The organism is Mucilaginibacter sp. MD40, from assembly GCF_002288635.1.
Classification (GTDB): Bacteria; Bacteroidota; Bacteroidia; order Sphingobacteriales; family Sphingobacteriaceae; genus Mucilaginibacter.
This window is the reverse complement of the sequence record NZ_NRSW01000001.1, coordinates 2,896,906-2,919,888: the sequence shown is the minus strand read 5'-3', so window position 1 is coordinate 2,919,888 and position 22,983 is coordinate 2,896,906. Positions and strand designations below refer to the sequence as shown.

22 protein-coding genes and 1 tRNA gene are annotated in these 22,983 nt (G+C 42.5%); 12 read left to right on the top strand and 11 right to left on the bottom strand.

Annotation, left to right across the window (positions count from 1 at the left end):
- The gene (locus CKK33_RS13265; RefSeq protein ID WP_158223438.1) at window positions 1-1,209 is read left to right on the top strand and encodes an HlyD family secretion protein; all 1,209 of its coding nucleotides are present in this window, start codon (window positions 1-3) and stop codon (window positions 1,207-1,209) included.
- 12 nt (window positions 1,210-1,221) lie between these two features.
- Here the strand turns inward: CKK33_RS13265 and CKK33_RS13260 are convergent, their stop codons facing one another.
- Complete coding sequence (locus CKK33_RS13260; protein ID WP_095704564.1) at window positions 1,222-1,929, bottom strand: VIT family protein; 708 nt, start codon at window positions 1,927-1,929, stop codon at window positions 1,222-1,224.
- Window positions 1,930-2,128: 199 nt separating this feature from the next.
- Between CKK33_RS13260 and CKK33_RS13255 the strand changes: the two genes are divergently transcribed.
- From CKK33_RS13255 to CKK33_RS13235, 5 genes are read left to right on the top strand one after another with little or no spacing between them, the layout of a single operon-like run.
- A complete protein-coding gene (locus CKK33_RS13255; RefSeq protein WP_095705852.1) occupies window positions 2,129-2,548 on the top strand; it encodes a MarR family winged helix-turn-helix transcriptional regulator in 420 nt (139 codons plus the stop codon).
- A complete protein-coding gene (locus CKK33_RS13250; protein WP_095704563.1) occupies window positions 2,549-2,947 on the top strand; it encodes a DoxX family membrane protein in 399 nt (132 codons plus the stop codon).
- Window positions 2,948-2,971: 24 nt separating this feature from the next.
- Entirely contained in the window at window positions 2,972-3,649 is a 678-nt protein-coding gene (locus CKK33_RS13245) for a type 1 glutamine amidotransferase domain-containing protein (RefSeq protein ID WP_095704562.1), read from the top strand.
- Between the two features lie 26 nt (window positions 3,650-3,675).
- Window positions 3,676-4,098, top strand: a complete 423-nt coding sequence (locus CKK33_RS13240) for an organic hydroperoxide resistance protein (RefSeq protein ID WP_095704561.1) — start codon at window positions 3,676-3,678, stop codon at window positions 4,096-4,098.
- Window positions 4,099-4,154: 56 nt separating this feature from the next.
- Complete coding sequence (locus tag CKK33_RS13235; RefSeq protein ID WP_095704560.1) at window positions 4,155-4,787, top strand: nitroreductase family protein; 633 nt, start codon at window positions 4,155-4,157, stop codon at window positions 4,785-4,787.
- 149 nt (window positions 4,788-4,936) lie between these two features.
- Here the strand turns inward: CKK33_RS13235 and CKK33_RS13230 are convergent.
- Both CKK33_RS13230 and CKK33_RS13225 read right to left on the bottom strand, forming a co-directional pair.
- A tRNA-Ile gene (locus CKK33_RS13230) sits at window positions 4,937-5,010 on the bottom strand.
- A gap of 130 nt (window positions 5,011-5,140) precedes the next feature.
- Window positions 5,141-6,364: a BamA/TamA family outer membrane protein gene (locus CKK33_RS13225; protein WP_095704559.1), complete on the bottom strand. Its 1,224-nt coding sequence runs from the start codon at window positions 6,362-6,364 to the stop codon at window positions 5,141-5,143.
- Between the two features lie 177 nt (window positions 6,365-6,541).
- Here CKK33_RS13225 and CKK33_RS13220 point away from each other — a divergent pair, with 177 nt between their 5' ends.
- Complete coding sequence (locus CKK33_RS13220; protein WP_095704558.1) at window positions 6,542-7,177, top strand: HAD family phosphatase; 636 nt, start codon at window positions 6,542-6,544, stop codon at window positions 7,175-7,177.
- 8 nt (window positions 7,178-7,185) lie between these two features.
- On the opposite strand, the gene CKK33_RS13215 is transcribed toward CKK33_RS13220, so the two are convergent.
- Window positions 7,186-8,364 carry a proline dehydrogenase family protein gene (locus CKK33_RS13215; protein WP_095704557.1) on the bottom strand — a complete coding sequence of 393 codons (1,179 nt, stop codon included), beginning with the start codon at window positions 8,362-8,364 and terminating at the stop codon, window positions 7,186-7,188.
- Between the two features lie 150 nt (window positions 8,365-8,514).
- Between CKK33_RS13215 and CKK33_RS13210 the strand changes: the two genes are divergently transcribed.
- Genes CKK33_RS13210 through CKK33_RS13200 form a run of 3 tightly spaced genes read left to right on the top strand, consistent with a single transcriptional unit; the run spans window position 8,515 to window position 10,716 of the window.
- Window positions 8,515-8,721 (top strand): RNA-binding S4 domain-containing protein, encoded by a 207-nt coding sequence (locus CKK33_RS13210; RefSeq protein ID WP_095704556.1) that lies wholly within the window; start codon window positions 8,515-8,517, stop codon window positions 8,719-8,721.
- A gap of 9 nt (window positions 8,722-8,730) precedes the next feature.
- On the top strand, window positions 8,731-9,789 hold the full coding sequence (gene aroB, locus CKK33_RS13205) for a 3-dehydroquinate synthase (RefSeq protein ID WP_095704555.1): 1,059 nt from the start codon (window positions 8,731-8,733) through the stop codon (window positions 9,787-9,789).
- Entirely contained in the window at window positions 9,790-10,716 is a 927-nt protein-coding gene (locus tag CKK33_RS13200) for a sterol desaturase family protein (RefSeq protein WP_095704554.1), read from the top strand. It begins immediately after the preceding gene.
- Here the strand turns inward: CKK33_RS13200 and CKK33_RS13195 are convergent.
- Window positions 10,713-11,195 carry a hypothetical protein gene (locus CKK33_RS13195; protein ID WP_095704553.1) on the bottom strand — a complete coding sequence of 161 codons (483 nt, stop codon included), beginning with the start codon at window positions 11,193-11,195 and terminating at the stop codon, window positions 10,713-10,715. The genes CKK33_RS13200 and CKK33_RS13195 overlap by 4 nt on opposite strands.
- Before the next feature lie 200 nt (window positions 11,196-11,395).
- On the opposite strand from CKK33_RS13195, the gene CKK33_RS13190 reads away from it, so the two are divergent.
- A complete protein-coding gene (locus CKK33_RS13190) occupies window positions 11,396-12,187 on the top strand; it encodes a family 16 glycosylhydrolase (RefSeq protein ID WP_198952469.1) in 792 nt (263 codons plus the stop codon).
- Window positions 12,188-12,190: 3 nt separating this feature from the next.
- On the opposite strand, the gene CKK33_RS13185 is transcribed toward CKK33_RS13190, so the two are convergent.
- The 4 genes from CKK33_RS13185 to CKK33_RS13170 form a co-directional block, all read right to left on the bottom strand.
- A complete protein-coding gene (locus tag CKK33_RS13185) occupies window positions 12,191-14,785 on the bottom strand; it encodes a hypothetical protein (RefSeq protein WP_095704552.1) in 2,595 nt (864 codons plus the stop codon).
- 246 nt (window positions 14,786-15,031) lie between these two features.
- Window positions 15,032-15,919, bottom strand: a complete 888-nt coding sequence (locus CKK33_RS13180; RefSeq protein WP_095704551.1) for an SdiA-regulated domain-containing protein — start codon at window positions 15,917-15,919, stop codon at window positions 15,032-15,034.
- Window positions 15,919-17,148 carry a Pycsar system effector family protein gene (locus tag CKK33_RS13175; RefSeq protein WP_095704550.1) on the bottom strand — a complete coding sequence of 410 codons (1,230 nt, stop codon included), beginning with the start codon at window positions 17,146-17,148 and terminating at the stop codon, window positions 15,919-15,921. The genes CKK33_RS13180 and CKK33_RS13175 overlap by 1 nt, the downstream gene beginning before the upstream one ends.
- A gap of 100 nt (window positions 17,149-17,248) precedes the next feature.
- Window positions 17,249-17,731, bottom strand: coding sequence for an SRPBCC family protein (locus tag CKK33_RS13170; protein ID WP_095704549.1), 483 nt, complete (start codon window positions 17,729-17,731; stop codon window positions 17,249-17,251).
- A gap of 177 nt (window positions 17,732-17,908) precedes the next feature.
- Between CKK33_RS13170 and CKK33_RS13165 the strand changes: the two genes are divergently transcribed.
- A complete protein-coding gene (locus CKK33_RS13165) occupies window positions 17,909-18,271 on the top strand; it encodes a DoxX family protein (RefSeq protein ID WP_233138215.1) in 363 nt (120 codons plus the stop codon).
- Between the two features lie 98 nt (window positions 18,272-18,369).
- On the opposite strand, the gene CKK33_RS19720 is transcribed toward CKK33_RS13165, so the two are convergent.
- The gene (locus CKK33_RS19720; RefSeq protein WP_233138214.1) at window positions 18,370-19,815 is read right to left on the bottom strand and encodes a TolC family protein; all 1,446 of its coding nucleotides are present in this window, start codon (window positions 19,813-19,815) and stop codon (window positions 18,370-18,372) included.
- Between the two features lies 1 nt (window position 19,816).
- Complete coding sequence (locus tag CKK33_RS13155; RefSeq protein WP_095704547.1) at window positions 19,817-22,981, bottom strand: efflux RND transporter permease subunit; 3,165 nt, start codon at window positions 22,979-22,981, stop codon at window positions 19,817-19,819.
- Window positions 22,982-22,983 lie beyond the last annotated feature (2 nt).

The window sequence follows — 22,983 nt, the reverse complement described above, 5'->3', positions numbered from 1 at the left end:
ATGGGGAATAGGTGTTTTTTTAGTATTTTGTTGCTCATATTAAGTTTATCAGCTCTAATAAAATACCCGGACATTGTAAAAGCCAGTCTTAAAATAACTTCGCCCAATGCGGCCAAGCCTATAGTTCCTAAAGTAACCGGGAGGTTAGAGAAGTTACTTATTGCTAACAATGCTCAAGTAACTGCCGGGCAACCTTTGGCATATGTCGAGAGCACGGCCAGTCACCCGCAAGTGTTACAGCTTTTGTCTGCTTTGAAGCAATTACAGCAGCTATTTGGTATGGGTAAAGTTGTTGTTAAAAGCTATTTTTCTACCCAGGAAAGCTATAATCAACTTGGCGAATTACAATCAGCATTTCAAACCTTTAATCAGTCGTTATTAAGTTATACCACAACTGTACAAAGTGGATTTTTATTAAAAAAGCGCGATTATTTAAACAAAGACATACAAAGCCTTGCTCAGCAAATAACACAGTTAAACAGCGAACGCGACCTGCAACAGCGTGACGCCGGTTTGGCCGAAGAAGAATTTAAAATGCACCGCAAGCTTGCTGATCAAAAAGTAGAAACGCCTTCGGAATTGAGGCAACAGGAGAGCAAGTATATCGCGCGAAAAGCCCCGTTGATACAAACCCAGGCCGCCTTAATAAGTGCCCGCACTAATTTACTTGCCAAACAAAAGGAAATATTAGAACTGGATAACCAAATAAGCGAAGAAAAAGAGAAGTTTTCACAGGCACTTAATAGTTTAATAAGCCAGGCCGAGGATTGGAAAAATAAATACGTGCTGGCTGCTCCGGAAAGCGGGAGGATAACATTTGCAGGGAATATACAGGAGAATCAACTCGTATCACCATCAACAGACATATTTTATATTAATGCTGGTAATGATAAGTTCTTTGGCGAAATGAATATTCCGCAGGATAACATGGGAAAGGTAAAACAAGGGCAGGAGGTTTTGATTAAACTTAAAGGCTATCGTTTTGAGGAATTTGGTATGCTGAAAGGCCGCATAACTTATATTGCCGATGTTCCATACAGGGATAGCATTTTTACATCAAGGGTTACCTTAGATGCCCGCCGATCTGACATAAAAAAGAATATCAGGCTTAAACAGGGAATGGTGGCGGATGCTGACATTGTTACCGAGGATGCTACCTTGCTGCAACGGCTTACAAGAAACATTGTCAAAGCTATGCATACTCAATAAGCAATTACTTATCTAAACGATATGCGTTCCAAAAAGATGGCCTATTAGCGCCGTTGTAGCCATTGCTATAGTTCCCCATAGACATACCTTAATCACGCCCCTGGCAACAGGTGCTCCGCCTGTCTTTGCAGAAATACCACCTAATACCATTAGAAATAGGATAGAACAAACGTATTGCCACAAAACCATGGCTTTCAATGGCGCCAGAAAGGCTACAAGCAAAGGCAATATTGCCCCTATAATAAAGGAAACAAAAGAAGCCAGAGCGGCTTGTAATGGATTTGCCGCTGAAATCTCTGTCATGCCGAGTTCGTCGCGCAGGTGAGTCTCTAAAGCATTATGTTTGGTAAGTGCAACAGCAACTTCTTCAGCGAGAGCAGCATTTAAACCTCTACCTTTATAAATCTCAATAATTTCCTGTAGTTCTTGCTCAGGCATATCCCGAAGTTCAGCCTTTTCACGGGCAATGTCCGCTTTTTCGGTTTCTTCCTGTGAGCTTACAGAAACATACTCACCTGCCGCCATAGACATAGCACCTGCAATTAAACCTGATAATGCGGTTAAAGCAATAGTGCCTCTGTCTGATGTGGCCGCCGCAACACCAATCACCAAACTTGTAGTTGATAATATTCCATCATTTGCACCCAACACCCCCGCGCGTAACCAGCCAATTCTGTATATGAAATGATCTTCTATTTTTTGTATCTTATTTGCAGACATATTCTTGATGTTTAAGCTAATGTGAGTGCTTAAAGCTATAAAGATAATTCGTTTTCAAAAGCAAATATATTTTTAACACTTTTTACCAATAATAGCTAAGGAAAAATAAATATATCCTGCCAGCTATCAATTAACCTAATTAATGTTGTGAAAAATTATATTGTGCAAAACATTTTTTGATATACAACGTTAAATGTATATGGAAAATTTGTTAAAGCTTGAAGATCAGATATGTTTCCCGGCATACGCATTCTCCAGGAACCTGACCAATCTTTACAGGCCGTTGCTGGCTCAACTGGATATTACCTATCCACAATATCTGGTATTAATGGTTCTTTGGGAGCACAGAGAGCAAACGGTAAATCAATTAGGCGAGAAACTATATCTGGACACCGGCACGCTTACGCCGTTATTAAAAAGATTAGAACAAAAAGGCCTTGTAAACAGGACCCGTAGCAAACAAGATGAGCGGATCGTTATGATCTCTTTGACAGCCTCAGGAATTAAATTGAAAGAAAGCGCAAAGCACATCCCAATGGAATTGATTAGGTGTTCTAATATATCCTTAGATGAATTGAGTCAACTTAAGGTACTGTTAAATAAAGCTTTAGGAAAATAAATGCGTGCAGTAACACAAAATATTGCCCGCATTATTCTGGGTGCCTTTTTGACTTTCGCCGGTGTAAGTCACCTTACCTTTAACCGGTCAGAGTTTTTAGCACAGGTGCCCGGGTGGCTCCCTGTTGATCCGGATTTGACGGTTATCCTATCCGGAATAGTAGAGATCAGTTTGGGTTTAACACTCATTTTCGCGGTTCGGTATAAAAAGTGGGTAGGCATCACCGCGGCCGTTTTCTTTATATTGATCTTCCCTGGCAATATATCGCAGTACGTTAATAAAGTTGATACCTTCGGCCTTAACACCGACAAGGCAAGGTTTATAAGACTCTTTTTTCAGCCGATCCTTATCCTATGGGCGCTATGGAGTACCAATGCGCTCACCAAGAAAAATCAATAATTATATCATTAAAAAGATCCACCAATGAAAATTTTATTTGTAGTTACTTCACATGACAAACTTGGCGATACCGGCCACAAAACAGGTTTTTGGGTAGAAGAATTCGCTGCACCTTATTACAAATTTACTGATGCTGGTTACGAGGTTACAGTAGCCACCCCTAAAGGTGGGCAGGCACCTATTGATCCTAACAGCGAAGCGCCATCTGCACAAACTGAGGCTACCAAACGCTATTATAATGATGCTAAAGTGCAGGATGTTATTACTCATACCCATAAGCTTAATGAAATGAATGCGTCAGATTTTGATGCTATCTTTTATCCGGGTGGTCATGGTCCGCTTTGGGATTTGGCCAATGATACAAAATCGGCTCAGTTGATACTCGATTTTTATAACAGCGGCAAATTAGTAGGGGCGGTTTGCCATGCACCCGGGGCTTTCAAGAATGTGAAGTTTGAAAACGGAGAGCCGTTTGTAAAAGGTAAAAATGTTACCGGTTTTTCTAATACAGAAGAAGCGGCCGTTAAACTTACCGATGTGGTGCCTTTCTTAGTTGAAAATGAACTGAAAAACCTGGGTGGAAACTATAGCAAAGTAGATGACTGGGGTGTACATGTGGTTGAAGACGGGTTACTGATCACCGGCCAAAATCCGGCATCTTCAGAAAGTGTTGCTGAAAAAATGATCAACCGTTTAAAATAATAGTTGCTTTATATAAAAACAGAAAAATGAAAACATTATATACGGCGGATGCAACCGCGACCGGAGGCCGTAATGGCCATGTACAAAGTAGTAACGGTGTGTTAAATCTGGAGGTCAGGATGCCTAAAGCGCTTGGCGGTGCTAATGACAACTATACCAACCCCGAGCAATTGTTCGCGGCAGGTTATGCCGCCTGTTTTGATAGTGCACTAAACTTAGTGATCAAACAGGAAAAAGTTACTACTGGTGATACCACAGTAACCGCGAAAATAAGTATCGGACAAAACGACGCCGGTGGTTTTGGACTGTCAGTAGAGCTTGATGTAAACATCAAAGAAATTGATTTGGATAAGGCTAACGAACTGGTAGCTAAAGCACACCAGGTGTGCCCATACTCTAACGCTACACGTGGTAACGTGGATGTTAAATTAGCAGTTACTAATCAATAAAATTTCGACAGCTGGCTTGAAATTATTCAAGTCAGCTGTTTCTAAAATTTATAAAAATGTCATTAATAGATGATTTAAAGTGGCGATATGCCACTAAAAAATATGACCCGACTAAAAAAGTGAGTCAGAAAGATGTTGATAAAATTATAGAAGCCGCCCGGTTGGCGCCAACCTCTTCAGGTTTGCAGCAGTTTCGGGTGCTTGTGGTATCCAATCAGGATATTAAAGAAAAGCTTGCACCAAGTTCGCTTAATCCCGAAGTAATGGTTGATTGCTCGCACGTGCTTGTATTTGCAGCTTGGGACAGATATACCGCAGAACGGATAGATACTATTTATGACCGCATTACCGACGAAAGAGATTTGCCACGCGGAAGATTTAGCAGCTACACGGATAAGATTAAAAACCTTTACCTGAATGAAACTGCAGAGGAAAACTTTGTGCACACCGCAAGGCAATCATACATCGCCTTCGCAATGGCTATTGCACAAGCTGCAGAACTTAAGGTAGACAGCACTCCCGCGGAAGGTTTCAACAATGCGCTTGTTGATGAATTGCTGAACCTTAAGCAGAAAGGACTCAAAAGCGTAACCTTGTTATATTTAGGCTACCGCGACGAGAACGATTGGCTTGCGTCAATGAAAAAAGTACGCAACCCGGTTGAAGAGTTTGTGATCGAATATAAGTGATCGCCGTTAGAACCGCAAAGTAACTATCTTTAAGCCCAGCATAAATCGCAAGGGAAAAAGACTTGGCTTTGTTTGGCTAAGAGTAGATAATAAAAAACCCTCTAAATATTTATTTAGAGGGTGTTTACGTGTAGTTACTGTCTACTCAGTGCGCCCACCTGGGCTCGAACCAGGGACCAAAAGATTATGAGTCTTCTACTCTAACCGACTGAGCTATAGGCGCTGAAAATATTCGATATTTTCGAGGCGCAATATTACGCAATTAGGGTCACTTTGCCAAAGTGTAGGCTAATTTTTTTTAAAGTTTTTAGGGCAATATATTCGGCTATTAGTAACTGACTCAATATCAAATCTTAAAATGCTTCGCCTAAGTTCAGCATAATAGCACGGTAACCCTGGCTAAAGCCATAATCGACACCAATATTGGTGTTTGCACCTTTGTTAAATTTAATACGTAAACCTGTGCCCGCTGCAGGATGCCATGACGTGAACAGGCTTTTTGAACCGCTTACCGTGTTAACGTTAGTAAACACAACAAAACCAAGCAGCCCGTCATTAGTAATATCTCTGCGATACTCTGTCTCAAAATATAAAAGCGTTCTACCGCGATATCGGTTTTGATCTATACCTCGTGCGGAGCGATTATAGGGGTCCCAACCTGTACTTGGTAAATCCAGATATGGGGTTTTGTTCGAGAATGCCTTCCATAAATATGACCAAAAAGCAAGGGTGTTTTGTTGATTCGGTTTTCCGGGATTCATAGAAATGTACTTACGCACATCTACATATAGCGAAGTCCAGTTCTCCTGGCTTCCCAAAAACTTGGGGTTAACGCGGTAGATAACATTGGCGTACGCACCCGGTAATGGGTTAATGGAATTATTGCGGGTATCATACAAAAGGTTTAGGGTAACACCCGAGGAGAATGAGTTACCATTAACACCGTAATTGTAGCCGGTAAACTCTTTCAGGTCAATATTGGGCTCATCGCTCCTTACATCTATCCTGTAATCGAGATCATAACCTATACCGGCAAATAGATACGGCTTAAGGCGTTTTAAAACACTTTGATAAAAACGGATGTATTTGTAATCAACCAGAGTGCGATCAAGATAGCCGTTTTTATTACCCAATCCCCATGTATATTGCGGGTATACTAAAAAACGCGTATCACCTTGTACGGTCCATTTATTATTGGGTAACCATATGCTGGTACGTAGTGGTAAACCAAACCTACCTCTGAAGTTGAGATAGGGTGTGAATGTGGCGCTTGAGATGTTAGTGGTTTGCCTTGGGCCAAGGTAAATACCCGCTGTTGTGCTGGTTATTAGTGCCTTACCGGTACCGCCCGGTACTTGCCCACCGAAGGGCAATATGGAGAAATAAACGGTTTTATCTTCAGAAAAGCGAGGTTTTCTTGTTTTGGGTTTAAATATCGATCTGTAGATGTCTATCACATCTGTTTGGTTAGCTGTATCTCTAACCGTATTGTTACCGGGTACTATTGTGGTTGCATTTTGTCCGTAGGTGGTGGCAGTAAGCAAACATAGAAACGCAGCGGCAAGTAGTTTATACATAAAATAAAATCAACATTTGTAGTATTGCAATATGGTTACATAGATGACATGTAAACCCATATATACGCAATTAAGTGTGGAATGCTACTTACATACTACCATCGTGCCAAAAATTATCGTACAGCAGCAAAACATACAATTAGAAAGCAATATTATTGCAATAGCAAATAAGCAAGTATGCACAATATCAAAAACATCATATTTGATTACGGAAACGTAATTTTTTCAATTGATTTTAAACGCAGTCAGGAAGCTTTCAGGCAGTTGGGGATTGCAAATCCCGAAGAGTTTTTTGGTCACAGGCAACAAGATCAGATATTTGATAAGTTTGACAGGGGCGAGGTAAGCGCCAGCGAGTTTCGTTCTTACGTTAAGCAAAAGATAGGTAATGCCAATGTAACAGATCAACAGATCACTGATGCCTGGAATAGTTTGCTCATAGGTATAGCCCCTGGCAACCACGATTTGTTATTAAAGCTAAAAGAAAAGTACCGTACGTTTTTGTTGAGCAACATTAACGATATCCACTATAATTACATCATGAACTATCTTAAAACCGACTTTGGTTTTAACGATAACGAGCACTTGTTCGATAAAACTTATTACTCGCACCTTATCGGTAAACGTAAGCCCGAAATAGCCATTTTTAAGCAGGTACTGGAAGAGAATGACCTCAAAGCAGAAGAAACATTATTTATTGACGATTCTCCGCAACATTTGGACGCAGCCAAAACCTTAGGTATACAAACCTTTTTAATGACCGCGCCTGATACCATACAGCAGTTTGCCGGGCGCGAACACCTTTTAGATTAAAGTGTAAATTAAGCTTTTGCTGCTCTGCGCTTGCGCTCTTTACTTATCAAGCTTAACTCTCTACTCATTTGCCCGGCAATAGCAGTATTTTCCTGCGCACGGCGGAACAAATAAGGCAGTACCGCTTTAACAGGGCCATAGGGCACGTATTTGGCTACATTGTAGTTAGCGTTAGCAAGGTTAAAGCTTAAGTTATCACTCATGCCTAATAGCTGTGAGAAGTACACGTGAGGGTTTTTATGCTCTATCTTTTTCTCGTTTAGCAAGTCGGCTAGTAAGCGGCAGCTTTCTTCGTTATGGGTTCCGGCAACGAAGGCAATGTTGTTCACGTTATCTGCGCAATAGATTATGGCGTCGTTGTAATCGCGGTCGGTAGCTTCTTTGTTGGGCTGGATAGGTGAGGGATAACCTTTTTCTTCGGCACGTTTACGCTCTTTTTCCATATAAGCACCGCGCACAATTTTAGCACCAAGTATAAAGCCTTCTGTTTCGGCAACAGCATGGTCGGCAATCAGCGAAGCCAGCTTATCATGGCGATATAATTGATAGGTGTTGTAAACAATGTTCGTTTCCTTGTTAAAGAAACGCATCATGTTTAAAGCCAGGTGGTCTATTGTTTTTTGTATCCAGCTCTCTTCCGCATCTATCATTACCGGCACGCCCTCAGAATGGGCCATCTCGCAAATGGCCAATACCCTGTCTTGCGCGGTTTGCCATTCAAGTTGCTCGTCTACGCTTAGTTTTAAACCTGCATCAAGTTTTTCCAAAAGCGCAAAACGTGCAACACCGGTAACCTTAAAAACGGTAAGCGGTATGCTTTTGCTTTTTGCAGCAGTAAGTATGGTACGGATGATCTCGTCACGCGTGCTGTCAAAAACCTGTTCGCTATCTTCACCCTCTACCGAGTAATCTAAAATAGTCCCTACGCCTCCTGCAGCCAGGTTAGCCGTGGTTTTTGAACATTCTTCGATAGTTTCACCACCGCAGAAATGTTTAAATATGGTTGCTTTGATAAGCCCTTTTATAGGCAACCCAATATTCATGGCGAAGTTGGTAATTGGTGGGCCTATTTTTACCAAAAAGTTAACGTTAATAACCTTAAATAGCCAGTAAGCGCGGTTAAGATCAGCATCTGTTGAGTGGCGGAAAGCGATCTCGGTATTTTCGAAGGACAGTTTTTCGTTCATGTATTGTACGGCGTTCGGGGCGGAATAAGTTAGCCCAACAAACCTGGTGAATTTTTCACTAAGTGTAGGCTACTATTATAAACTCCTAACCGATTGCAAAATTATAAAATGATAACTCATTATTGTACGAATAGTTTAATTTTGCCAACCATGATTGAATTTAAGGTAGAGGGCGATTATATCTCAATGATACAGCTGCTTAAAGCGGTTAACCTGGTGCAAACCGGCGGGGAAGCACAGATATTTGTTGCCGAAGGTGAAGTAAAATACAACGGTCAGGTTGATTATCGCAAACGCCTTAAAGTAAAAGCCGGCGACGTAGTTGAATTTCGTGGCCAGCAAATAAAAGTGATTTAAGATTTGCCCATGCCAACCATTCAAAGCGACAGCTACCCTATATTTTTTGAGAATACCGTACAGGAACTTGTAAATTTTGTGGAGCGCGGCAATTATTCGCGCTTGTTTATCCTTACCGACGAAAACACGGGAGAGTACTGTTTACCTGCCATACAAACAGCTCTTGCCCATCTTGATAAAACGGACATCATAGAAGTTAACGCCGGTGAAGAAAGCAAGAATATTGATTTTTGTGCCGGTATCTGGAAAATGCTTATTGATTTTGGTGCCGACCGTAAGGCTTTGATGATCAACGTTGGCGGCGGTGTAATTACCGATATGGGCGGCTTTGTTGCATCGACCTATAAACGCGGGATAGATTTTGTGCAGGTACCTACATCACTGCTTGCCCAGGTAGATGCATCTGTTGGCGGCAAAACCGGCGTAGACCTGGATGGTGTAAAAAATATCATTGGCACATTTACACAGCCGAAAGCGGTTTTTATCAATGTGAATTTTTTACAGACTATGCCCCCGCGTCAGATCTTATCGGGCCTTGCCGAGATGCTGAAACATGGTTTGATAGTTGACAGAGCTTACTGGGACGCTCTGAAAACAAGCGACCTTAGCTTGCCATCTGTAGAACTGGTGCATCGTTCAGTTGAGATCAAGAATGAAGTGGTGATAGAAGACCCCCATGAAAAAGGCTTCCGAAAGGCTTTAAATTTGGGGCATACCATTGGCCACGCGGTAGAAACATGGTCGTTAATGAATGATGATAGCCACCTTACTCATGGCGAAGCGATCGCTATCGGCATGATATGCGAAGCATGGCTTTCTAATAAAAAGATAGGTTTACCGGATGATGAGCTTGCGGAGATCACCAACGTGTTGATGAAGCTTTATCCAAAGTATGATCTACAGGAAGATACTTTTGATACCCTTTTGCAGCACATGCAAAACGATAAAAAGAACGAGAACGGCAATATTAACTTTACTTTATTGACACGTATAGGACAATATAGTATTGACAATGTATGCACACCTGCCGAAATTTGCGACAGCTTAAGGTATTACGCAGCATTATAAATGTCGTCTATAGATTCACGTTCAGAAGCCGTTATCGTATTGGTAAGTTTACTTATCCTGCTTACGCTAACAGAGATGTGGTTTAGCTATCGCGAAAACCGCAAATACTACGAAAAGCGCGATACGCTGACGAATATTTATCTAACATCCCTTGCCTTTATCCTTAACCTGGCTGTTAATGGCAGTACGTTTTTCTTGTTGCATTTTGCATGGCAATTTCGCCTGTTTGAGATACATAACACCTTTTGGTACTGGTTTGTACTGGTAATAGCGCAGGATTTTCTATACTGGGTTTTGCACTACACCGGCCATTATTGCAGGCTGTTTTGGGCCATGCACGTAACCCATCATTCATCAGAGCATTTTAATTTTACCACGGGTTTCCGCTCAACGGTTTTTGAGCCGTTGTACCGTACATTTTTCTATTTGCCATTGGCATTGATGGGCTTTAACGCTGTGGATATTTTATACGCTTACCTGGTTACTCAATTATACGGTAACATGGTGCATACCCAATATAAAGTGCCTCTGCCTAAATGGTATGGGTGGATATTTGTAACGCCGGCACATCACCGGGTTCATCACGCTTCAAATATTCGTTACCTTGATAAAAACATGGGGATGGTATTCATCATCTGGGACAGGCTTTTCGGAACTTTTCATGACGAAGATGCTGATGAACCTGTAAAGTACGGCCTTACGCATCAGCCTGAGGATATGGGGCCGGTTAACGTGATTTTCCACGAGTGGAAGGCGCTTATTGCCGATGTGCGAAAAGCCCCCGGATTTGGTAATAAGGTTAAATACTTGTTTAACCCACCTGGCTGGAGCCACGATGGAAGCACACAAACTGCAAGGGTTTTACAGAAAGAGTATAAAAAGGCTGCTCATGAACATCAGTATACAGCTGCAGAAGCAGGCGCTTAAAGAGAGATGTAATACATATTAGCGTATCTTTTAAGTTCACTATCGTCTTTTGTTAACGGCTTATCATCTATCAGCAGCTCATCTATATTATATTTGCTGGTATTCATTACTGCTTTCAATTTGTATTCTTTATTAAGCTTCAGATAGAATACTTTATCAACCGAGTTAACCAAAAAATTTACTGGTAAATAGAGCGAATAATACTGAAATGCTTTTTCGCCATAGATCATTGGTGGCTTGAGTGAAAACTGGAGTGGTGTGGCCTGACCAGAAGCGTCCTTAGTGTAAAATTGTATTTTCGATGGTGTAAAAGCACCATTTTTTTTATCGTCAAGCAGGTCTGTCCCGTCGGCATTTATTACGGCAAAATTAACATCGGGAACTCTTATAGGTGGTTCGCAGCCACATAGTTTGTTGATCTTTTTGCAGGCAATAGTAACAACAAACATTACTACCAGAAGTGCTATCGTCTTTTTCATGATATGGTTTAATTTTAGTTACGAATTTATCAAACAGTATGCTACACCTGTAACAAATAATTATGCGCATGCCCCGTAATTAGTTGTACATTAGTTGGTAAGAAAATATGATTATGTATTGTAAATATTTGCTTGTTTTAATCTTCACCGTCTATACAAGCGTTGGTTATACGCAGGTAAAAAGCAAAAGGACTCCTGTTTTGGCCAGCAGAACAATTTTCTTTGATGACTTCGCAAAAGGTAAGCTTGACCGTAGTAAATGGACACCTGTTGTAACAGGCATGCACGTTAACGATGAGTTACAGGCTTACGTAGATTCGGGCAAGGTGATATCTTTCACTAAAGGTAATGCAGAGGGGGCTACCAACGGAGCCCTGGTATTGAGCCCTGTGTACTCGCCTGGATTTAAAACATTCGATGGCCAGCAGTTTGATTTCATATCGGGCCGTATTAATACTAAAGATAAGTTTGATTTTACCTATGGTACTGCGTCAGCGCGTATTAAAATGACAGCTGGCGATGGCTTATGGCCGGCATGGTGGATGTTAGGGTATGGTAACTGGCCCGATTGCGGCGAAACAGATATTATGGAGTTTGTTGGCGAAGCTGACTGGGCAAGCGCTGCCGTTCACGGACCGCATTACAGTGGCGAAACGCCATTTGTGAACCGAATGTATTTTAGCCGGGAGAATGATGTTACGCACTGGCATGTTTATTCGGTTGAGTGGACCCCTCAAAGCCTACTGTTTAAATATGATGGAGTACCTATGTTCAGGGTAAATAAAGCAATGGCCGAACATTATGGCAACTGGGTATTTACCAACAAGCAATATCTTATCCTGAACTTCGCGGTGGGAGGGGTTTACCCTTTTAAGGTGAATGGCATTAAAAAACCTTATTTTGGCTTATCACAGAAAACATTAGATTCAATACGTGCCGGCAAAGCAAAAATGATGGTAGATTGGGTCAAAGTAACTCAAAATGATAATTGACGCCTAAAATCGGTAGTTAAATGATAAATAATGTATTGATCCTTCAGTAGAAAAGCCTTGTGAATATTGAATGGATATCAGATCGGCGGGATTAATAAATATTCCACCACCGTAACCATCATGCCACTTGGAGGACGCCTCGCCCGGCACCCAAACACGGCCTACATCGTTGAATCCCGTAATACCAATAGAGCCCGGGAAAAGGTAAGAATTAAAATTCAAGACTTTAAGCCGTAGTTCTAATCCGTTGTAGGCCATGCTCTTGCCGGTGAACCGCCATGTATGGTAACCCCTTAAAGTTTGCAATCCCCCAAGTTTTAGTTGCTGGAAATATTCGGCATTACCTATTGTTGTACCCCAGCCTGTTCTGTTGGCAATAATTAACGTAGAGTCGCCTCCAGGATTGAGGAAAAAGCTAAACTCTGTAGATAATTGCGCATACTGTTTATGAGCATTATTGAGTTGTTGCAGGCCGGTTATATTAGTTGTCCAGTAAATGCCTTTAGTAGGGATAACACTGTTACGGGTATCATAGGTAAAACCCGTAATGAATCCGGCGTAGGTCCTGCTGGAAAAAACATTTTGATCGGGGTGGGATAGATCATAAGCCTGTAGGAATTTTAGGTTATTACTGCCGGCATTACTGGTGTAGTATTGCCCTGCTAAACCCGCATATATAATGAGTTTATTAAAATTATGCGACAAACTGATATTGGCATTCACCAGATCATACCGGTTGCGATAGTATTCGATGGGCTTTTGCAGATCGCCCTTTTCATCGGTTAAATGATTCTGCTCAAAAACGGTTTCGTTACCAATGCCAAAAAAGTTGTTGACACGGTTGGGGCCAAGCGAATGTACATTGATGTTAAGGTCATTATTGCCTACAGCCTTTTTGAAAATGCCCTGGTAGGTTAGCTCAAATGAATGCCTTGCCAACGAATAATTAACTAAAAACTCGTTCCGTGAAGCATATGGCTCTTTTCTGAAACCGTGCTTAGTAATGGCAAAACCGGCAAGCAATGATAGCCCGTAATCATTATTATAATTGGCCAGAATAATCGGCTCCGATCGGTCAAACTTGTAATTTTCCCGGTTGTAGGTATTTACTGCTGTATCGGTAGAAAGTCTTAAAGTAGCTTTAGATTTTCCTGAAATAACATTCTCCTGGTCAGGCCGATCATACACCAATAGCCTATGCTTATTCTTTACATTATCGGCGAAATTAAATGTATCTATACCGCTGCCACCTATCAAGCGCACTTTTATGGGCGATTTACCGGCTCCGGATACATTAAAATCATCATCGCCATCAAAGCCATAAAGCCTTATTTCTTTAGTTTGTTGAGCAATAAACGTTCTGTGGTAGATAACCTGTTTTTCCTCGTTACTTTTGGCGATTTTATGCACGGTAACATCAATAGAACTATCCGGTAAATAATTTACATCAAATTTTTCGCGTTTATCAGATGTCGGTACATCTACAATTTGCGCCAGGAAATAGTAATAAGTCATGCCCCAGTCCGGCATGTGGTCTCTCCGGGCTTTCATGATGTTAATGAGCTGCGCTGCCGACAGTTCGTAAATTTTATGGGGGAGCCGTTTAAATGCAGCCTCAATTACCTCGTTCGTCAGGTGTTGCTGTATGTAGCTGATCTGTTCATGCCAATCAGCTTCATCTAATCCATTTAAAAAATACCGATCAAAATATTGCGCGTTGATATTCCACGCTTTAACGTCTCTTATGTTTTGTTGGTAGGGTTGAAATTTAGATTTTAACCATTGATGAGCAACAATCCAGGGAAGTATGCCGGAAGTTTTGTAGTATACCTGGTCGCGGTCGCGAGGTATGGGGATATAAACTGTCTGCTTCCCGCTTTTATGTTTCTCCCATCTCCATTGATCCTCGTGCCGGTCCCAATCTCCCAAGATCATATCCAATAACCGGGCTCTCAACACTATTTTTGCATCAAAGGTTACATCATTATCCTCTCGTATTTTTTTCTGTACCTTAAAGGTGTTGTCGGTCTTAGTGGCATCCTCAGGCTGTCGTTCTTCAAAGAGATATACCTTGTTCGCGTAGTCTTTTCTGTATTCCCCTAAAGCTTCCTCATCAGCGAGGTAAACTATTTCCGGATGAGTATGCTCAATGCCCAAGGCCTCCGCGAGAGGGGGTACAGTGAGTGCTGCGAAAGGATTAGCGGTTGATACCTGATCCTGCAGAATATCGCGCGCAACAGACTGACGGAGCTTAGGCGATAAAACTCTTGCGGCATCTTTTTGAACAGAGCGCAAAACCCATTCCTGCCCGCTTGTATCTTTTAGCCGCAGCGATGATGTTTGCATGCCACCGCCTTTCCGTTCAATTAACAGCCCACCTTTTTCCTTTTGTAAATGCAGAACCCGTAGTTTAACCGGAACGGCCCAAAGCCTGCGATAATTCTCGCCTAAAAATACTCTGTGTAAATTACTTACCCTATTGTATTGGGGTGCAATGGCAACGGTGATGCTATCATTTTTTATGGATTGTGCATAGGTTGTTGCACATACGGTTAAACCCATTACAAACGCTAAATATAGAGGTAAAAAATACTTCATGTAATGGTTCAGCTAATTAGCTTTAAATATAACTTGCTGTAATTACATTTAATAATTCATCATAATAATATCCACTATTATTATAGTTACTTTATATCTATGCGTTATTAAAAACTCTTTGTACGTAGTCTGATTGTATTATGAGCGGTAATCGCAGGCTAAGTAACTGCTTAACTAAGCCGGAAACTACAAAAATGGTTTTATCGGAATAACCTCATATAGGTTAAAAGCTATAGGGGGAATAAATTATTTTTTTACCGCAGGCTTGTTGTAGGTAAACTTAAGGATATTACCGTTTTCAAATTCGTCTCCCTCGTTAGAAATATACAGGTTTCCTTCTTTATCAAAAGCGATACCCTCAGGCTGAGTAAAGCGTGAATGTGGAAGTTTGTAGGTTGCCTTTATACGCCACTGAGCATCTGTTATCAACAAAAGATTGTTGGTTGCAGAAAGTATGTACCATAGGCCGTTTACAGGATTCTTAGCGAGTGCTGAGGGATGAAACGCCTCGTCAACCCCGCTTTTTTTAGATAATTTCGGTAAGGCTATTTGAAAAGTACCCGTCTGCTTCAAGTTATTTTCATCGGTAGCATCAATTATATAACCGCCGTTCAGTACACCTTCGTTTCCGATATTACAGTCTTTGCATAGCACATATATTTTGTTTGTGGTGTTATCAACGTATAAACCTTCGTATTCGGCTTTGGGAAGTATGCCTTTCAGTTGTTGTACATTGGAAGGCTTAAGTTGTTTAATTTGCTCAATAGGAAAAGTAAACAAAGTGCCGTTACTTTTAAGCACGATGATACGGTTGTGAAGAATGCCGATATCCTCATAATCTCCTTGTTTAGCAAAGTGTGTGTAAGCCGGCTTCCGATCGCCGGGTTTAAAATAAAAAACACGCCCGTCTTCGTCCTGAACGGCATATATAGTATCAGCCTCATTATTCTTAAAAGCGATACCAGAAATTTCAAGCAGGTTTTCGCTCATTTTAAATCGTTGCGGTTTATCCAGTTGATAACCGGGTGGACTTACTATTTTTTCTCGGCCGTTGTCAATGCAAGCTTGCAGGAAAACAGATAGCAAGGCTATGATCAAAAAAAGAGGCCTGTCTGAATAGCGTTGGCTTGCCATTAGTGCTTAATATTAACTACCGCAAATATCATGAAAGCCACAACTGATACAATTAAGCCAAACATGAAAATATTATATGAATATCTTAATAAACGGTACTTATGACCTAAAACCACCCCTTGTGAGTAGATATCCGTAATAAGGCTATCATAAAGGTATTCACTATCATGCATAACTTTCTGCATACCGGCTTTGTAATTTTCAAGGCTCATGCTGTAAAAATTACCAAAGAAAAGCAGGTTTACCTTTTTTTTATCTAAATCGCTCTGGGTATAGGTTCCATCGGGTATAGATGGCCTGGTGGCCAGTATAGCAAATATCATGGCGGATAAACTTACCGCGATAATAAGGGTGGTAGGTATAACAAAATACGGGTGGTCTTCTAACCTGCGCAAAAGCAAGCTGATGATAGCTGATAATATGATGGAATTAACGGTAATCATGATATGCGCCTTATTGTCGGCAAGGTCGCTTAGCCGCTGATGGTTGGTTGAACTCACCCTAAACATGGTTTGGACACCTTTATCCTGCTTATCCTCTTTTTTCTCTTTGGCAACTGCCATGCTTTTAGCGTTTTCTTTAACTTTACTCTTTTTGGCCTCTTGTTTGGCTTGTTTCGGATTGTCAATATTCCATTCGTTCTCTTTTTTTACCAGTTCAAGCAGGTTTCTTTGCTTTCCGGCATCCAGTAGCAAACGGCAATAATCCGTATGGTAACGGTGTTGTTCCATCAAGGCAATAGTTTTTTGGCGCCATTGATGTTTGCTGATATCATGCCCGGTAATGTTAATAGCTTCTTTTCTCAGCGATTTACTTTTTTCGCTAAAGCTGTCTCCGCCCAGATGGAAAAGGTCAGCATCGCAAATGATCTGCTCTAAAAAGGTTTCCGGCTTTTGAGGCATACGGGTAGCCATAATACATTTTACTACCTGATTGGTCACTTCTTCATCTATAGCGATAGAACGCAGATAGTTTTGAGCTAAATTGGCACTATGTTGTTCATGTTGGTCAAGGCTTTCCAGGTAGCCGGTATCATGAAACCAGGCGGCACTTACTACAATAAAAAAATCGGTATCATTTAACTGGTAATGGTTACCAATTTGCATACATGCAGACGCTACATCCTCGGTGTGCTGCTGATCATGGTAAACAAGTTTATGATTGTGGTGAGTTTCGAAAAAAGTTAAAACATAGTGTTTAACCTGTTCTAATTGCGATTGATAGCTCATTTATGGTTTTGATAATAACTGATAAGCGTAAACGCCCGTAAATGTTTTATAAAATAGATGCTTACTGTGATGTTATTTTATAGTTTTTTTGTCGATAAAATTAGTTTTTGTTTTCCAACCCTTTAGGAAACCTATCAGCAATGAGGTTAAGCTTTACCCCAAACTCCAGCCATGCCTTAAGCCCGGCTAACACCAAAGTAAAGCCACCAGTGGCATCTATTACACTTTTCATTTGTTCATCCTTGCTGCCTTTAAATCCTGAATTGATGATCTGTACAAATGTAGCGGTATCAGTTACCGCGGTAAATTTCCATTCAACAATTGTAGGTGTTTCGCTGCCCCACTCAAGTACAATAAGTTTATTGCGTTCAAAGGCTTTAACCTTTACAGGAATAGAGTGACCATACATTTCCCATGTCCATGTCAAATCTGCATCTGGCTGTATTTTTCCGGTGCTATGGGTAAACCAAAACTGGGTGGTATGTTTAGGGTCGCATACGGCATCAAAAACTTTACCTGCCGGCCTGTGTATAAGCATACCGATATCAGCAACAGGTCCTTTTGCAGCGGATTGTTTTTTCATGAGAGTAAATTTAAGTTAATTTTTGATACAACGATGCATCTCGGCATCCTACAACACTTGTGTCGCATTTATACCGGTATATTGTCATTTATGACAACTTCTCTTGAAGCCTTTTCAGTTTAAATTTGCGTTATGAGGTTTATGCATTAAATTAGTAACATACCAAACCTAAATATGATGAAAAAAGTAAACATTGCTTATTGGATCTTCACTATCCTGTTGGTGTTAATGATGGGTTTTTCTGCCGTAATGAGTTTCAAACGCACGCCGGAAAGCGATCAAATGATGGCCCACATAGGAATTGCCCCGGCACTTATGCCTTTTCTTGCTGTACTTAAACTACTTGGCATAGCCGCTTTACTTACACCAGGCTTAAAAACGCTCAAAGAATGGGCTTATGCCGGTTTTACATTCGATGTTTTAGGTGCCATGTACCTGTTCATAGCAGCCGGTGATCCTGTAAAGGCCTGGGCGCCGATAGTTATAGCATTAGTGCTGATATTCGGTTCGTATATTTTCTGGCGTAAGAAAACAGCTTAATTGATATTGCATAGATAGAGAAAACTATTAAAATAAAGCCGTACCTCATCGCGACGTACGGCTTCAATCATTAAAACACGAGTAGAAACAAAACTATCTTATCTCCAGCCGCCGCCAAGGGCACGGTAGAGGTTTACTTCGCTTATAAATACATCTCTTTTGATATTGGCTAATTCCAGTTCCGCGGTCAACACATCCCGCTGGGCGGTAATTACTTCCAGGTAGTTGGCACGGCCAACCACATAAAGATCATTGGCCACGCTAACCGCGTTTTTAAGTGCACGCACCTCCAGCTTTTTTTGCTCAAAATACTTGCTGTAATTTTCCATGCCTTTGAGGTTATTGATCACTTCCTGGTACCCGTTCAAAACAGTTTTCTGATAGTTAAATAATGCCGCTTTGCCTTCAGCTATCCGTGAAGCGTAATCCGCTTTTAAACGACCGCGGTTTAATACCGGTGCGGTTACATCTGCTAATAGCCCATAAACTGCAGATCCCGGATTGAAAAGTAACGCGCCTTTAAAGGCGTTGTAGCCTGTGTAGGGAGATAATGTAAGGGACGGGAAAAATGCGGCACGCGCGCTTTTAATATCAGCATCCAACGCGGCTAATTCCAATTCTGCTTGTTTCACATCCGGGCGGTTAAGCAGCATTTGGGTTGGTACGCCGGTCTTTAGTTTTTCGGGCATCGTTAGCGTTAACAGGGAGGTGTCGCGTTCAATGGTTCCATTAAATGACCCTGTGAGTAAACGCAATTGATTTTCCGTTTCGATGATCTGTTGTGCCGTGCTGTATTGTAAACCGCGTGTATGGCTTAGTTGTGCCTCAAATTGCTGTACGGCCAGCTCAGTGGCCCTGCCGCCTAACTTTTGTACCTTAACTATTTCAAGCGCGTTTTCCTGCAGTTTGATGTTCTTATTGATCACATTCTGCTCCACCTCAAGTGTCAGCAGTTGATAATAGGCAGTAGCAATCTGGCCCGTTAACTCCGTGGTAAGCAAACGATAGGCACTGCGCGATGCCAGGAAACGCGCCAGGGCGGCATTCTTCTGGTTTTTTAATTTGCCCCACAAGTCAACTTCCCATGATGCCCTGAAGCCCACGAAAAGGTCGGCGGTAGGGTTAGGGATGCGTTGCTTATCATTGATGTTTGGCGATAGGTTGGTATCGTAGTTACCAACGCCGTTCATGGTATAATCGCCATAACGCTCCAAACCTGCGCGTGCATTGAAGTTGACCGTTGGCAGCAAAAGCGATTTGTTGAACTTAACATTTGCCGCAGCCATATCAATGCGCTGCAAAGCCGATTGCAGATCGGGGTTTACCCTTAAAGCAGTGTCTATCAGTTTCAGCAAACGGGCATCTTTAAAAAAACTTGCAGCAGGCAGGTAACCTGCATTTAATGTATCGGTACTGCCATCAAACGTTGCCGGTAAAGGCTCATTTGTTTTTGGCTCGATAGGTTTAAAAGTTTTACACCCTGCCGCCATAACCAGCAGCAGGAGTAAAACCGATTTGTATGTAGTTGATTGTTTGACGTGCATTTTAATTTACATTTTCAGGAACTTCAATTAGGTGGTGAGCTGTCTCTGGTGCCGGCTTTTTCTTTTGGCCGATGGATGCGAAGATCACGTACAGGCCGGGGATGAGAATAAGCCCGAAGATGGTACCGAAAAGCATCCCTCCGGCAGCAGCTGTACCAATTGAGCGGTTACCCAATGCGCCCGCACCGCTGGCAATACAAAGCGGTATCAAACCCGCTACAAAGGCCAGTGATGTCATCAGGATAGGACGCAGACGTGACACGGCACCTTCTACCGCAGCTTGTAAAACGGTTAAGCCTTCGCGCTGGCGTTGAACGGCAAACTCGATAATGAGGATGGCGTTCTTACCCAGCAAACCGATGAGCATCACCAATGCTACCTGCGCGTAAATGTTATTCTCGAGCCCTAAGATCTTTAGAAAGAAAAACGCCCCGAAAATACCTGTAGGTAATGAGAGAATAACCGGGATAGGCAACAGGAAGCTCTCGTATTGCGCTGATAAAAGCAGGTAAACGAATATCAAACAGATGATAAAAATATAGATCACCTGGCTACCTGATAGGATCTGCTCCCTCGTCATACCCGACCATTCAAATGTATAGCCCTTCGGCAGGCTTTTATCCGCAATGGTTTTAATGGTACTAATGGCGTCACCACTACTGTAACCCGGCGCGGCATCGCCCGTTACCATGGCAGATGTGTACATATTATAACGTGTTAGCTGCTCCGGGCCAAAAACACGTTTCATACTGATGAAGGTAGAGAACGGCACCATTTCGCCATGTTTATTCTTGATCATCAGTTGGAGAACATCCTCGGGCTTGGTACGAAATTCCGGCGAGGCCTGCACCATCACTTTGTAGAGCTGCCCAAAACGGATGAAGTTTGAGGCATAGAAACTTCCCATCAGCGTTTGCAGGGTAGACATGGCTTCATCAATGGTGATACCTTTCTTGGCGGCCATCACCTGGTCAACGGATATCATGTACTGCGGGAAGTTAGCATCAAAACTACTGAACGCGCCATCTACCTGTTCGGTAGCATTTAGATCGGCAAGGAACTTATTGGTTACCGCGGCTGTTTTCTGCAGATCGCCGGTACCTGTTTTATCCAGCACCCGTATCTCAAAACCGCTGGAATTACCAAAGCCCGGTACCGTAGGCGGCGGGAAGAACTGTATAGAAGCATCAGTTAAATACTCAGTCTTCTGCGTTAACTCTTCGGTTATTTTAGCAATGGACTTGTCGCGTTCTTCCCAAGGCTTCAGGTTGATCATCACCATACCGTATGATGCACCTGCAACGCTGTTCACCAGGCTATAACCGGCAAGGGTAGATACCGATTCAATTTCAGGGATCTGTTTGCTTTGCGCTTGAATGGACGACATGATCTGCTCTGTACGCTCTACAGTTGCGCCTGGCGGGGTGGTGATGTTGGCATAGATAACGCCCTGGTCTTCCGTTGGAATAAAGCCCGTTGGCAAAATGGCGCTTAAGCCCCATGTAGCCGCTAAAAAGAACAGCAGCATGGCAACGGTAATTATTCTCCGACCGGCAATACGCGTAATAAGGCCCGAGTATTTGTTTTGAATGCCATCGTAGCGTTTGTTAAAGCCGGTAAAGAACCTGCCGAGTAATCCTTTTGATGGCCTGCTGGTATCGTGCGGCTTTAACATTAGGGCACAAAGAGCAGGGGTAAGGGTTACCGCATTAACACCGGATATTACAATGGATATTGCCAGCGTTAGCGAGAACTGCCGGTAGAACACGCCAACCGGCCCGGTCATAAACGCCACCGGAACAAACACTGCGGACATTACCAGTGTAATAGCGACGATGGCACCGCTGATGCTTTTCATGGCACTTAGGGTGGCATCCATTGGCGACAAATGTTCTTCGGCCATTTTTACGTGCACGGCCTCAACTACCACAATGGCATTATCCACCACAATACCGATGGCCAGCACCAGTGCGAACAGCGTAAGCAGGTTAATGGAGAAGCCCAGCATCTGCATAAAAAACAACGTACCTATCAGGGCAACCGGTACCGCCAATGCCGGTATCAGCGTAGAGCGGAGGTCCTGAAGGAAAAGGTACACCACAATAAACACCAGTATAAATGCCTCAACCAATGTGCGCAAAACCTCATGGATGGATGCATCAAGAAAGCGGGATACATCGTAATTTACGTTGTACTCCATGCCGGATGGGAACTGCGTTTCCTTTAACTCGGCCATGCGGTTTTTGATGTTGTTGATCACCTCTCGGGCGTTGGAGCCGGGCCGCTGTTTGATCATGATAGATGCCGATGGGCGGCCATCTGTCTTGGAGATCATGCCATAGGTTAAAGCACCAAACTCTACATCAGCAACCTGGTATAATTTAAGTACGGTACCGCTGCTGTCTGCACGCAATACGATATTCTTGTACTGGTCCGGCTCAAAAAATTTACCCGGATAACGTAAGGTATATTGCAGCAACTGCGGCGATTTATCAGAGCTTTGCCCGGTAGAACCCGGCGCAGCCTCTACGTTTTGCGCGCGGATAGCGGCAATAACTTCGTCGGTAGAGATATGGTAGGCCGACATGCGATCGGGTTTAAGCCAAACACGCATGGCGTATTCTTTGGCACCCATGATCTCGGCACGGCCAACACCGTCTATTCTTTTAAGCTCCTGCAAAACGTTAATATCTGCAAAGTTGTAAATGAACTTCTCGTCGAGCGTGCTGTCCTTACTCATTACATTAAGGTACATCAGCATACTGTTTACCTCTTTCTCGGTAGTTACCCCGGCTTTTATCACCTCCTCGGGTAACTCATCAATAATAGTGGAAACACGGTTCTGCACGTTCACCGCCGCCTGGTCTGGGTCGATACCTACATTAAAGAATATCTCGATAACCGTTAGCCCGTTGTTGCTACACACGGTACTCATGTAGGTCATGCCGGGCACACCGTTTATGGCGCGCTCCAGCGGGGTTGCTACTGCTTTGGCACAAACTTCCGCGTTGGCACCGGTATAATTGGCCGTTACCGTTACGGATGGCGGCACAATATCCGGGAATTGGGTTACCGGTAACTGTATAAGTGCCAGCACGCCCAACAGCGTTATAATAAGGGAAATGACCAGTGATAACACCGGTCGTTTTATGAATACTTCAAACATGT

What these genes read in the sequence shown, in the direction of transcription:
- aroB (WP_095704555.1), top strand. Translation starts at nt 8,731, where the DNA reads ATGCCAACCATTCAAAGCGACAGCTACCCTATATTTTTTGAGAATACC.
- CKK33_RS13255 (WP_095705852.1), top strand. Translation starts at nt 2,129, where the DNA reads ATGGAAAATTTGTTAAAGCTTGAAGATCAGATATGTTTCCCGGCATAC.
- CKK33_RS19720 (WP_233138214.1), bottom strand. Translation starts at nt 19,815, where the DNA reads ATGCACGTCAAACAATCAACTACATACAAATCGGTTTTACTCCTGCTG.
- CKK33_RS13215 (WP_095704557.1), bottom strand. Translation starts at nt 8,364, where the DNA reads ATGAACGAAAAACTGTCCTTCGAAAATACCGAGATCGCTTTCCGCCAC.
- CKK33_RS13155 (WP_095704547.1), bottom strand. Translation starts at nt 22,981, where the DNA reads ATGTTTGAAGTATTCATAAAACGACCGGTGTTATCACTGGTCATTTCC.
- CKK33_RS13260 (WP_095704564.1), bottom strand. Translation starts at nt 1,929, where the DNA reads ATGTCTGCAAATAAGATACAAAAAATAGAAGATCATTTCATATACAGA.
- CKK33_RS13225 (WP_095704559.1), bottom strand. Translation starts at nt 6,364, where the DNA reads ATGTATAAACTACTTGCCGCTGCGTTTCTATGTTTGCTTACTGCCACC.
- CKK33_RS13170 (WP_095704549.1), bottom strand. Translation starts at nt 17,731, where the DNA reads ATGAAAAAACAATCCGCTGCAAAAGGACCTGTTGCTGATATCGGTATG.
- CKK33_RS13195 (WP_095704553.1), bottom strand. Translation starts at nt 11,195, where the DNA reads ATGAAAAAGACGATAGCACTTCTGGTAGTAATGTTTGTTGTTACTATT.
- CKK33_RS13210 (WP_095704556.1), top strand. Translation starts at nt 8,515, where the DNA reads ATGATTGAATTTAAGGTAGAGGGCGATTATATCTCAATGATACAGCTG.
- CKK33_RS13180 (WP_095704551.1), bottom strand. Translation starts at nt 15,919, where the DNA reads ATGGCAAGCCAACGCTATTCAGACAGGCCTCTTTTTTTGATCATAGCC.
- CKK33_RS13265 (WP_158223438.1), top strand. Translation starts at nt 1, where the DNA reads ATGGGGAATAGGTGTTTTTTTAGTATTTTGTTGCTCATATTAAGTTTA.
- CKK33_RS13165 (WP_233138215.1), top strand. Translation starts at nt 17,909, where the DNA reads ATGAAAAAAGTAAACATTGCTTATTGGATCTTCACTATCCTGTTGGTG.
- CKK33_RS13235 (WP_095704560.1), top strand. Translation starts at nt 4,155, where the DNA reads ATGTCATTAATAGATGATTTAAAGTGGCGATATGCCACTAAAAAATAT.
- CKK33_RS13185 (WP_095704552.1), bottom strand. Translation starts at nt 14,785, where the DNA reads ATGAAGTATTTTTTACCTCTATATTTAGCGTTTGTAATGGGTTTAACC.
- CKK33_RS13175 (WP_095704550.1), bottom strand. Translation starts at nt 17,148, where the DNA reads ATGAGCTATCAATCGCAATTAGAACAGGTTAAACACTATGTTTTAACT.
- CKK33_RS13245 (WP_095704562.1), top strand. Translation starts at nt 2,972, where the DNA reads ATGAAAATTTTATTTGTAGTTACTTCACATGACAAACTTGGCGATACC.
- CKK33_RS13220 (WP_095704558.1), top strand. Translation starts at nt 6,542, where the DNA reads ATGCACAATATCAAAAACATCATATTTGATTACGGAAACGTAATTTTT.
- CKK33_RS13240 (WP_095704561.1), top strand. Translation starts at nt 3,676, where the DNA reads ATGAAAACATTATATACGGCGGATGCAACCGCGACCGGAGGCCGTAAT.
- CKK33_RS13250 (WP_095704563.1), top strand. Translation starts at nt 2,549, where the DNA reads ATGCGTGCAGTAACACAAAATATTGCCCGCATTATTCTGGGTGCCTTT.
- CKK33_RS13200 (WP_095704554.1), top strand. Translation starts at nt 9,790, where the DNA reads ATGTCGTCTATAGATTCACGTTCAGAAGCCGTTATCGTATTGGTAAGT.